This is a genomic window from Methylobacterium sp. (assembly GCF_019750675.1).
Taxonomy (GTDB): domain Bacteria; phylum Pseudomonadota; class Alphaproteobacteria; order Rhizobiales; family Beijerinckiaceae; genus Methylobacterium.
The window spans coordinates 13,714-24,877 of the sequence record NZ_JAIEOF010000293.1; the positions used below are offsets into that span (position 1 = coordinate 13,714).

At 69.5% G+C, this 11,164-nt stretch carries 10 protein-coding genes and 1 riboswitch; of the genes, 4 read left to right on the forward strand and 6 right to left on the reverse strand.

Annotated elements, in window-relative coordinates; all coding sequences use genetic code 11:
• Window positions 1-60 precede the first annotated feature (60 nt).
• The 4 genes from K2X24_RS15330 to K2X24_RS15345 all read left to right on the forward strand — a co-directional run bounded on the left by K2X24_RS15330 (window position 61) and on the right by K2X24_RS15345 (window position 4,223).
• A complete protein-coding gene (locus K2X24_RS15330; protein WP_292499235.1) occupies window positions 61-1,500 on the forward strand; it encodes a circularly permuted type 2 ATP-grasp protein in 1,440 nt (479 codons plus the stop codon).
• A gap of 128 nt (window positions 1,501-1,628) precedes the next feature.
• Window positions 1,629-2,573, forward strand: a complete 945-nt coding sequence (locus K2X24_RS15335) for an alpha-E domain-containing protein (protein ID WP_292499236.1) — start codon at window positions 1,629-1,631, stop codon at window positions 2,571-2,573.
• Window positions 2,574-2,610: 37 nt separating this feature from the next.
• A complete protein-coding gene (locus K2X24_RS15340) occupies window positions 2,611-3,438 on the forward strand; it encodes a transglutaminase family protein (protein ID WP_292499237.1) in 828 nt (275 codons plus the stop codon).
• A gap of 29 nt (window positions 3,439-3,467) precedes the next feature.
• Window positions 3,468-4,223, forward strand: a complete 756-nt coding sequence (locus tag K2X24_RS15345; RefSeq protein ID WP_292499238.1) for a peptidase — start codon at window positions 3,468-3,470, stop codon at window positions 4,221-4,223.
• Window positions 4,224-4,476: 253 nt separating this feature from the next.
• Here the strand turns inward: K2X24_RS15345 and K2X24_RS15350 are convergent, their stop codons facing one another.
• From K2X24_RS15350 to rpoD, 6 genes are all read right to left on the reverse strand, one after another.
• Window positions 4,477-5,130, reverse strand: coding sequence for a thiamine phosphate synthase (locus K2X24_RS15350; RefSeq protein ID WP_292499239.1), 654 nt, complete (start codon window positions 5,128-5,130; stop codon window positions 4,477-4,479).
• A 34-nt stretch (window positions 5,131-5,164) separates the two neighbouring features.
• Window positions 5,165-5,956, reverse strand: a complete 792-nt coding sequence (thiG, locus tag K2X24_RS15355) for a thiazole synthase (protein WP_243915697.1) — start codon at window positions 5,954-5,956, stop codon at window positions 5,165-5,167.
• A 4-nt stretch (window positions 5,957-5,960) separates the two neighbouring features.
• Window positions 5,961-6,173, reverse strand: coding sequence for a sulfur carrier protein ThiS (gene thiS, locus K2X24_RS15360; RefSeq protein ID WP_292499240.1), 213 nt, complete (start codon window positions 6,171-6,173; stop codon window positions 5,961-5,963).
• Entirely contained in the window at window positions 6,170-7,378 is a 1,209-nt protein-coding gene (thiO, locus tag K2X24_RS15365) for a glycine oxidase ThiO (protein ID WP_292499241.1), read from the reverse strand. The genes thiS and thiO overlap by 4 nt, the downstream gene beginning before the upstream one ends.
• Before the next feature lie 78 nt (window positions 7,379-7,456).
• Window positions 7,457-7,585: riboswitch (TPP riboswitch) on the reverse strand.
• Window positions 7,586-7,631: 46 nt separating this feature from the next.
• On the reverse strand, window positions 7,632-8,882 hold the full coding sequence (locus tag K2X24_RS15370) for an adenylate/guanylate cyclase domain-containing protein (RefSeq protein ID WP_292499242.1): 1,251 nt from the start codon (window positions 8,880-8,882) through the stop codon (window positions 7,632-7,634).
• Between the two features lie 200 nt (window positions 8,883-9,082).
• Window positions 9,083-11,077 carry an RNA polymerase sigma factor RpoD gene (gene rpoD / locus K2X24_RS15375; RefSeq protein WP_292499243.1) on the reverse strand — a complete coding sequence of 665 codons (1,995 nt, stop codon included), beginning with the start codon at window positions 11,075-11,077 and terminating at the stop codon, window positions 9,083-9,085.
• Between the last annotated feature and the right edge of the window lie 87 nt (window positions 11,078-11,164).

An 11,164-nucleotide genomic window follows, 5' to 3' on the forward strand; every position in this document is an offset into this window, starting at 1 on the left:
GGGGCTCGACCGCTGGCGCGCCTCTTGCCTGGATCGTGGCGTTTCAAGGGGGAGGCGCGAATGGCGCTCGCTGCATTCGACGAGATGACCGGCCTGCCCGATGGGGCGCTGAACGACCCCGGCGTGCGCGAAGCCTATAACAGCCTCAAGACCTGGCTCGACACGACGCCGCCCGAGCACTTCAACACCCGCCGAAGCCAGGCCGAGATGCTGTTCCGGCGCATCGGCATCACCTTCGCGGTCTACGGGGCGAACGAATCGACCGAGCGCCTGATCCCGTTCGACATCATCCCCCGGGTCATCACCAAGCCGGAATGGGGTTTCCTCGAGCGGGGCCTGAAGCAGCGCGTCACCGCGATCAACGCCTTCCTGAAGGACATCTACGGCGCCCAGGAATGCATCAAGGCCGGGGTGATCCCCGCCGACCTCGTCTACCGCAACCCGCATTACCGCATGGAGATGCGCGCCTTCCGGGTGCCGCACGACCTCTACGTGTACATCGCCGGCATCGACATCGTGCGCACCGGCGAGAACGACTTCTTCGTGCTGGAGGACAATGCCCGCACGCCGTCGGGCGTGTCCTACATGCTGGAGAACCGGGAGGTGATGCTGCGCCTCTTCCCCGAGCTGTTCTCGCGCCACCGCGTGGCCCCCGTGGAGAACTACCCGGACGCCCTTCTGGCCACCCTCCGCAGCCTCGCGCCGTCGACCGCCACCCGCGACCCGACCGTGGCGCTGCTCACCCCCGGCCGCTACAACTCGGCCTTCTACGAGCACTCGTTCCTGGCGGACAAGCTCGGGGTCGACCTCGTGGAGGCCTCCGACCTCTTCACCAAGGACGACGTGGTCTACATGCGGACCACGGAGGGGCCGCGCCGGGTCGACGTACTCTATCGCCGCCTCGACGACGACTTCCTCGACCCCCTGGTGTTCCGGCCCGATTCGGTGCTCGGCGTGCCCGGCATCATGAACGCCTACGAGCGCGGGACGGTGACCCTCGCCAACGCCGTCGGGACCGGCATCGCCGACGACAAGGCGGTCTACAGCTACATGCCCGAGATCGTGCGGTTCTTCACCGGCGAGGAGCCGATCCTGCACAACGTGCCGACCTATCGCTGCCGCGAGAAGGACGCCTTCGCCTACGTCATGGACAACCTCGGCGACCTCGTGGTGAAGGAGGTCAACGGCTCGGGCGGCTACGGCATGCTGGTGGGCCCCCACGCCACCAAGCGCGAGATCGAGGAGTTCGGGCGCAAGCTCAGGCACGCCCCGGACGGGTTCATCGCACAGCCGACGCTGGCGCTCTCAACCTGCCCGACCTTCGTCGCCTCCGGGGTCGCGCCCCGGCACGTGGACCTGCGCCCCTTCGTGCTGTGCGGCTCGGACGAGATCCGCATCGTGCCCGGCGGCCTCACCCGGGTCGCCCTCAAGGAAGGGTCCCTCGTCGTCAATTCCAGCCAGGGCGGCGGCACCAAGGACACCTGGGTCCTCGACGCCTGAGACAATGCCGGGTCTCCGCCGCGCGGATCCGCGCCGGGGACCTTCCCAATCGATTGCCGCCCACGGCATAGTCCCTTCAGCCCAGCGGCCGGCGCTTCCAAGCCCGGCCGGCGTCTCAACGGAACCCCATGCTGTCCCGGACCGCCGACAACCTGTACTGGCTCTCGCGCTACGCCGAGCGGGCTGAGTTCGTCGCCCGCATCCTCGATGCGGCGCTGCGGCTGGCCGCCCTGCCATCCAGCTACGGCGGCGGCGAGACCAACGAGTGGGCCTCCGCCCTGGCCTCGGCGGGCGACCCGGAAGTGTTCAAGCCGCTCTACGACAGCGTGACGGAAGCCACCGTCTGCGACTTCCTGGCCTTCAGCCCGCACAACCCCTCCTCGATCCGCTCGTGCATCGAGACCGCGCGCGAGAACGCCCGCAGCGTGCGCACGGCCCTGACCACCGAGATGTGGGACGCGATCAACGGCGCCTGGCTCGAACTGCGCAACTACGAGGGGCGCGAACTCAACCGCGACGAGTTCACCCGCTTCCTCGACTGGGTGAAGGGCGTCTCGCTCGCCTTCGACGGATCGGCCTACCGGACCATGCTGCGCAACGACGCGTACTGGTTCACGCGCCTCGGCACCGCCATCGAGCGGGCGGACAACACCGCCCGCATCCTCGACGTGAAGTACCGCATCCTGCTCCCCGCGACGGAGAAGGTCGGGGGCAGCCTCGACTACTTCCAGTGGACCACGATCCTGCGCGAGGTCTCGGCCTTCAACGCGTATCACTGGGTCTACCGGGAGAGCGTGAAGCCCCTGCTGGTGGCCGACCTCCTCATCCTCAACCGGCAGATGCCGCGCTCCTTCAGCAACTGCTACGGCATGCTGGTGGAACACCTCGACCTCATCGCCGACGCCTACGGTCGGCGCGGCGCGAGCCAGCGCCTGGCCAGCAACACCCTGGCCCGGCTGGAGGGCGAGAACATCAACCGCATCTTCGCCTCCGGCCTGCATGAGTTCGTGACGGAGTTCATCGTCGAGAACAATCGCCTCGGCGCAGCGGTGATCGAGCAATATCTGGTATAGGGCCGACCCCAGCCCGACGCCGCGCAAAGGCCGCCGCATGCGAATCCGCGTCTTCCACGAGACAAACTACACCTACGAGCAGCCGGCCCGTGGCCTGATCCAGGTTCTGCGCCTGCGCCCGCGCGACCATGACGGCCAATATGTCCGGCGCTGGCGCATCGAACCCTCGGTGGACGGGCGGGTGAGCGAGCGCGAGGACGGCTTCGGCAACGTGGTGCACTGGTTCACCGCCGACGAGCCGGCCGAGGCCCTCTCCATCCGCGTCACCGGCGAGGTCGACACGATCGAGATGCACGGCATCGTGCGCGGGACCATCGAGCGCCTGCCCGAGGTCTTCTACCTGCGCGATTCCGACCTCGCCCTGGCCAACGACGCGATCCAGGTCTTCGCCCGCGAGGTCGCGGCCGCCGGGGATCCGGCGCCCCTGCCCTGCCTGCACCGGCTCCTGGCGGCGGTGCACGCGCGGGTCGCCTTCGTGCCGGGGCCGGCCAGTGCCAGCACCAACGCGGCCCAGGCCTTCGCGCAGGAGAAGGGGGTCTGCCAGGACCTGACCCACCTGTTCATCGCGGCCGCACGGCACCTCGAGATCCCGACCCGCTACGTCTCGGGCTACTTCCATCATTCCGACGGCGAGACGGACCAGGGGTCCGGCCACGCCTGGGCGGAATCCCTCGTGCCGGGCCTCGGCTGGGTCGGCTTCGACGCCGCCAACGGGATCGCCACCACGGAGGCGCATATCCGCGTGGCGGTCGCCCTCGACTACCTCGGCGCGGCGCCGATTCGCGGCAGCCGCATGGGCGGCGGAACAGAGACGCTCGACGTGACGCTGCGCGTCGAGCAGGCACAGGCTACCGTCCAGTCCTGATCGCGGACGGACGCGGGAAAGACGAAGTCATGACTTATTGCGTCGGCGTCCTCGTGGAAGAGGGCTTGGTGATGATCGCCGACACCCGGACGAATGCCGGGCTCGACGATATCTCGACCTATCGCAAGCTCCACCACTTCAACGTTCCGGGCGAGCGGGTGATGATGCTGGCCTCGGCCGGCAACCTCTCCATCACCCAGTCGGTCCTCAGCCTCCTGTCCGAGGGTGTCGAGGGCGATGCCGGGGAGCCCAAGATGAAGCTCGTCGAGGCGCCGACGATGTTCCAGGCGGCGCAGCTCGTGGGCCGCGCCATCCGCCGCGTGCGCGAGATCGAGAAGGCAGGCTTCGAGGCGGCCAACCTGCGCTTCTCGGTCTCGCTGCTGTTCGGCGGGCAGATCGGCGCGGAGCCGATGAAGCTCTACCTGATCTATTCGGCCGGCAACTTCATCGAGTGCAGCGGCGACGCGCCCTTCCTGCAGATCGGCGAGCACAAGTACGGCAAGCCGATCCTCGACCGGGCGGTGAAGTACGAGACCGACCTCTACGATGCCCTCAAGGTCGGCCTCGTCTCGATGGACTCGACCATGCGCTCGAATCTCGGCGTCGGCCTGCCCATCGACATCGCGGTAGCCCGCCGCAACGCCCTCGACCTCGAGGTGAACCACCGGATCGAGGCCGGCGAGAGCTACTTCCACGATCTGCGCGAGCGCTGGTCTGCCGCCCTGCGGGCCGCCCACCGGGCGATACCGCGGCCGCCCTACGGACCGCCGCCGGCCGCGAAGTAGTCAGGGCCTCAAGGCCTCCCCGAGCGCGATGGCGTCCTCGGCGTGACGAAGCGGCACCCGCCGGCTCGGCGAGGTGCCGGAAGAGGTTCGGGTTCGAGGGCCGGTCGGTCCGCGCCTGGACGGCTGCCATCCTGGTGCGTACGCCTGCCCGCGTCGGAGCGGCACAGGCCGAGGGAGCGGAAGCCGCCCGCCCCGGCGACCGCGACGAGATCGGGAAAACGGTCCCGACCCACATCGACTCATCCTCTTCTTTTCAATCCGAGCGTGGTGCCGCGTCCAGGCACGCGAGGTAGCGCCGCGCCTCCGACGCGGGGTGTGGGCCGCGCATCAGCGTGCCCATCACGGCGATACCCGCCGCCCCGGCACGCATGCAATCGGCGACGTGATCCGGCGTGATGCCCCCCAGCGCGATCACGGGGCAGCCGAATGCGGTCGCGCGGCGCAGGGCAGCTGGACCGAGGGCCGGACCGTAACCCGGCTTGCTCGCGGTCGGGAAGATCGGGCTCAGGGTGACGTAGTCGGCGCCTGCGGCTGCGGCGGCCCGGACCTCCGCGATCCCGTGTGCCGAGACGCCGAGCAGCCCCTTCGGCAACAGGAGACGCGCCCGCTCGATCGCGGCGGACGAGGTGCCACCCGGCAGATGCACGCCATCGGCGCCCAGTTCAGCCGCGAGGGCGGGATCCCCGCCGACGGTGAGGGTCCCGCGATGCGCGCGCACGCGCTCGGCCACCGCCTTACCAAGGACCCGACGCGGCTCGGATGCGAGGTCCCGCTCGCGGAACCAGACCCAGCGGATGCCGGCCTCCAGGAGGCGATCGAGGGTCCCCAGGAGGGCTTCCCCCGATCCGCTCGCGTCATCGGAAGGCCGGTCCGTCACGGCGAGCAGGGGCGCCGGCAGCCCGCTCATCCGCGCGTTGCCGGCGCAGGGCGAAAGCGCGACCTCACGAGCCCACGAGGCCGAGTTGCGGGCTCGACGGTTCGGCGCGACCCCGCTTCGGAATGCGTCCGGCGCAGTGGGCGTCGCGGCCCGCCTGGACCGCGGACCGCATGGCCCGGGCCATGCGCACGGGATCGTCCGCCTTGGCCACGGCGGTGTTGAGGAGGCAGCCGGCGGCACCGAGTTCCATGGCGATCACCGCGTCCGAAGCGGTGCCGATGCCCGCATCGACGATGACGGGCACGGGGGAGCGCCGGCAGATCAGTTCGAGGTTGGCCGGATTCGCGACCCCCATACCGGAGCCGATCAGCGAGCCCATCGGCATCACGGCCGCGCAGCCGAGATCGGCGAGGCGCTGGCACACGACGGGATCGTCGTTGCAATAGGGCAGCACCGTGAAGCCGTCGTCCACGAGGTGCCGGCAGGCTTCGAGCAGTTCGGCCACGTCCGGATAGAGCGTCTCGCGGTCGCCGATGACCTCGACCTTGATCCAGGTCGTGTCGAGGGCCTCGCGGGCCAGTTCCGCCGTCATGATCGCGTCGCGGGCGGTCTCGCAGCCGGCGGTGTTCGGCAGGAAGCGGTGCCCCTTCAGCCGCCGCAGGGTGTCGGAGCCGTGGCCCTGGAGGGAAACCCGCCGGATCGAGGCCGTGACGACCTCGGCGCCGGAGGCCGCGACCGCGTCGAACAGGATGCTCTGGGTCGGATAACCGGCCGTGCCGATGAACAGGCGCGAGCGCAGGGGAATACCGGCGATGACGAGGGCATCGCCCGGGATCTCGGTCTGGGTCTCGGTCATGCCTTCAGCCTCCCTGCATGGCGCGGACGATCTCGACGCGGTCGCCCTCCGCGAGGGGCGTCGCCGCCCAGTCCCGGCGGCGGACGACCGAACCGTTGAGCGCGATGGCGATGCCCTGCGGGCTCTCGATGCCGGTCTCCTCGGCCTCGGCGCGGAACAGCGCGTCGAGATCGGCGGCCGCGCTCTCGCGGGGCTCTCCGTTGACGGTGAGCTTCATGCGGAGGCCCTCCGCTCGGCGGCCTGCCCGAACCGGGCGAGACCGAAGGCCCGGGCATAGCCGGGCAGTTCCCCCGCCCCGATGAGGTCGGCCACCGCGTCGGCGGTGGCGGGTGCAAGCAGGTAGCCGTTGCGATGGTGCCCCGTGGCCACGACGAGCCCCGGCGCCAGGGTGTCGATGATCGGCGCGTCGTCGTCGGATGTCGGGCGGAAACCGCTCCAGAGGGCTTCGACCGCCATCTCCTCGATGCCGGGCAGGACGCGGCGCGCGCCTTCGAGCAGGGCGTAGAGGCCTCCGGCGGTGACGCCGGGGACGTAGCCGCAATCCTCCACCGTGGCCCCGACGATGAGGTGGCCGTCGCCCTTGGGCGCCATGTGGACCTGCTCGGTCCAGACCATGTGGTTCAGCGTGCCGGTCCGCGCCGTGGTGCGCAGGGCGAGCGACTGGCCGCGCAGCGGGCGCACCGGAAGGGCCAGGGATTCCGGCAGGAGGCCGCCCTGCCCGCTCCAGGCCCCGGAGGCGAGGAGCACGACGTCCGCCCGCACGGCCCCCCGGGCGGTCCGGACGCCGGTGACGCGTCCCCCGCTCCAGTCCAGGGCCTCGACGGGGCAGGCCTCCACGATGGTGATCCCGGCGCCGAGACAGGCCCGCACGAGGGCGGCCATGACGAGGCTCGGATCGACCTGATGGTCGTGCGCGCAGTGGAGGCCGGCGCTGATCCCGGGGCGCAGACCCGGCTCGCGGGCACGCACCTCGGGGCCCGAGAGCCAGCGAGCCTCGAGGCCGGAGCGCGTCTGGAGATCGTGGCGGAAGCGCAGGCGCTCGACCTCGTCGCGGCCGATGGCGAGCACCAGGGTGCCCTCCTCGCGGTAGTCGATGTGGAGGCCGGACGCGGCCTGGAGGTCATCGCGAAAGCCCGGCCAGCGCGCGAGGCTCTCCAGAGCCAGCGGCAGCAGCGGATCGGAGCCGGGCTCGTGCTCGGCGGCGGGTGCCAGCATGCCGGTGGCGGCCAGGCTCGCGCCGGCGCCGACGGTCTCGCGTTCCAGCACGGTCACGGTCCGGCCACCCTGCGCGAGGCGCCACGCGGCCGACAATCCGATGAGACCGGCGCCGACCACGACCACGTCGCTGCGCGCCGGCAGCGTCGCGGCGGTGAGCGCATCGCCGCGCGTGCGGCGCAGGTTCAGGGGGGAATTCGGGGGCACGTCCAACACAATCTCCGCGAGCGGCGCCGAGATTGGTGAGGCTGCAGCTTCATCGTGAGAAGCGTGCCGGGCTCGTGACGGAAACCCGCGGTCCAATCCCTACGCCGGTATGAACCGGGTCAGGTTCGAAGGATTTCCGCGCCGCCATCCGCGAACGGAGAGCTATCGGTTTCTCAGCCCCTTGCCGGGGATCTCCCTGGAACGCCCCTGATGTGGGCCGCCGGCGCGCTCCGGTCAATCCCCGTCGCGACGTTCAGGCCGTGGCGGGCGGTCGCCCGGGCCGGTAGACGCCCATCGGCTCCGCGAAACCGTCGAGGACGTGGTCGCCGAGGGGTTCGGGCATGTCCCAGAGGAAATCGACGAAGGGCTTCGACATCAGGATGGGCTCGCCGAGCGTCCGGTTCAGGCGGGCGACGCGGCTCGCGAGGTTCACGTCGCGGCCGATCACCGTGAAGTCGAGCCGCGCGCCGGAGCCGACATTGCCGTAGGCCGCCTCCCCGTGATGCAGGGCGATGCCGGCCGCCACCGGATTGGCGAAACGCCCCAGGGCATTGGCCTCGGCGAGCGCCGCCATGGCACTCTGAGCGGCGGTCAGGGCCCCCTTGGCGGCGCCTCCGAGATCGTCCCCCCGCTCGCGGAAGATCGCCAGCAGGCCGTCACCGAGATATTTCAGGACCTCGCCGCCCTCGCGCTCGATCGCCGGCACGAGGCAGTCAAAGAAGATGTTCAGGAGATCGACGGCCTCCTCCGGCGTCATGTCGGCGGAGATGCGGGTGTAGTCCCGCATGTCGGCGAACAGGATGGCCGAGCGGATGCGCTGGACGTGACCGCGCCGGATCGAGCCCCCGAGGATCGCCTTGTGGGGCTCGTCGCCCACGTAAATCCGCAGCACGTGGTCGAGCTGCTTGTTGACGCTGCGCATCTCCATCACGGCGGCGAGCGTCGGCATGACGAAGCGCAGGATCGCCACGTCCTCGTCGCGAAACCCGGCTTCCGCGCGGGTGGCGAACGAGATGCCGTTGCGGGTGCCGTTGGTGAAGAACAGCGGCGCGACGATGTAGTGCCGGTAGCCCTCCGCCTTGAGGTCCGGGATCACCGCGAAGGCGTCGTCCGGCGTCTCGGGCAGATCGAGGAACAGCCACTCGCCGGTCTCGTGGACACGGAAGAACGGGCTCTGGCGATAGGCCTTCTCGGAGGCCTCCCCGTGCGGGAAGAGCCGCACCGTGGAGCCGGCCTCGCGGGTCCAGAACCGGCCGACGCCGGAATATTCGGAGTGCAGCGCGTCGATGGCGGTGGTGGCGCGATCCACCGGAACGTCGAGGGCGATCAGGCGCTCGGCGAGCCCCGAGAGCAGGTCCTCGGCCTTGGGCATCCGCGCGCCTTCGCTGAGCAGCCAGTCCCGCAGGGCGACGCATTGCTGAAGCGCGCCGAAGGGAACGTCGGCCGCCTCCGAGCCGTCGGCTTCGGCGGTGGGCTGTGGCTGGGGCGGGCCGCGGTCAAGCATATGGCCAAGGTGGGTTCGGGCTCGGGATACGACAACCGGTGCGAAACGCCCGGCGTGGTCCTTCCCATGACGGAAAGGACCACGCCGGGTTCTCGAACCCGCCGGGCGAAACGCCCGGGGGCGCCATCATCCGGCTCATCGCGATGATCGCTGGCGTCGCTCCGGGATGAGAACCCGGGCCGGCATCGCCCGCGACAGGCTCAGTTGTCGAGGAAGCTGCGCAGCTTGCGCGACCGGCTCGGATGCTTGAGCTTGCGCAGGGCCTTCGCCTCGATCTGACGGATACGCTCGCGCGTCACCGAGAATTGCTGGCCGACCTCTTCCAGGGTGTGGTCGGTGTTCATGCCGATGCCGAAGCGCATGCGCAGCACGCGCTCCTCGCGGGGCGTGAGGGAGGCGAGCACGCGCGTGGTGGTCTCGCGCAGGTTCGACTGAATCGCCGCGTCGATGGGCAGGACGACGTTCTTGTCCTCGATGAAGTCGCCGAGGTGGCTGTCCTCCTCGTCGCCGATGGGCGTCTCGAGGGAGATCGGCTCCTTGGCGATCTTCAGAACTTTTCGAACCTTCTCCAGCGGCATGGCCAATTTCTCGGCCAGTTCCTCGGGCGTGGGTTCCCGTCCGATCTCGTGGAGCATCTGGCGCGAGGTCCGGACGATCTTGTTGATCGTCTCGATCATGTGCACCGGGATGCGGATGGTGCGGGCCTGATCGGCGATCGAGCGGGTGATCGCCTGACGGATCCACCAGGTGGCGTAGGTCGAGAACTTGTAACCGCGCCGGTACTCGAACTTGTCCACCGCCTTCATCAGGCCGATGTTGCCCTCCTGGATCAGGTCCAGGAACTGCAGGCCGCGGTTGGTGTACTTCTTGGCGATCGAGATCACGAGGCGCAGGTTGGCCTCGATCATCTCCTTCTTGGCCTGACGGGCTTCGCGTTCGCCCTTCTGGACCATGTTGACGATCTTGCGGTACTCGCCGATCTCCAGGCCCGTCTCCGAGGCCAGGGTCAGGATCTGCTCGCGCAGGCGGGCGACCTCGCCCGACCCCTTCTCGACGAGGTTCTTCCAGCCGCGGCCGCCGAGGCTGCCGACGCGCTCCATCCAGTTCGGGTCGAGCTCCCAGCCCTGATAATGGCGCAGGAACTCGTCGCGGGCGACGCCGTGGCTCTCGGCGTAGCGCATCAGGCGGCCCTCATGCGAGATGAGGCGCTTGTTGATGTCGTAGAGCTGTTCGACCAAGGCCTCGATGCGGTTGGCATTGAGCGAGAGCGACTTCACGTCGGTGACGACGGCGTCCTTCAGCTCGTCCTGCTTGCGCTCCTGGGCATCGGTGCGGGTGCCGCCCGAAGCCTTCAGCTCGGCATGATCGATCTGCAGCTTGCGCAGCTTGCGGTAATTGTTGGCGATGTTGTCGAACGTCTCGAGGACGCGCGGCTTGATCTCCGTCTCCATGGCCGCCAGGGAGACGTTGTTCTCCATGTCGTCCTCGTCGTCGCCCTCGGGCGGCGCCGGGGCCTCGGACTCGGCTTCCTCGCCCTCCTCGGCGCCATCCGCGATCTGCATCGCGTTCTTGGCGTCGGGGCCCGCGTAGGTGGCCTCCAGATCGATGATCTCGCGCAGCAGCACCCGGCCGTCGACGAGTTCGTCGCGCCAGATGATGATCGCCTGGAAGGTCAGGGGGCTCTCGCAGAGCCCCGCGATCATCGCCTCGCGACCGGCCTCGATGCGCTTGGCGATGGCGATCTCGCCCTCGCGGGACAGGAGCTCCACCGAGCCCATCTCGCGCAGGTACATGCGCACGGGATCGTCCGTGCGGTCGGTGGGCTCCTTGGCCGTCGTCTCGCGGACAGCCAGGGGCTTGGCCGGCGCGATCTCGGCGACCTCGGTGCCCTCGGCGCCGTCCTCGTCATCGGCCTCGCCGTTGGCCTTGGCCTCCGTCGTCTCCTCGGTCTCTTCCGCCTCGACGACGTTGATGCCCATCTCCGAGAGCTGCGACAGCACGTCCTCGATCTGGTCGGGATCGGACTGGCCGTCGGGCAGGACCTCGTTGATCTCTTCGTAGGTGATGTAGCCGCGCTTCTTCGCGAGCTTCACCATCCGCTTGACGGAGGCATCCGTCAGATCGAGGAGCGGCCCGTCGGTCTGTTGCTCCGGCGCAGCATCCGTCTCGTCCCGTTCCGTTGCCTTCGTCGCCATGGTCCGCCTATGGTTGTCGTGTCAGTGTCGCGCGGGAGCGTGTCGCTCACTCCGCGTCGTCGACGCCGAAATTCATGTGATGTGCGG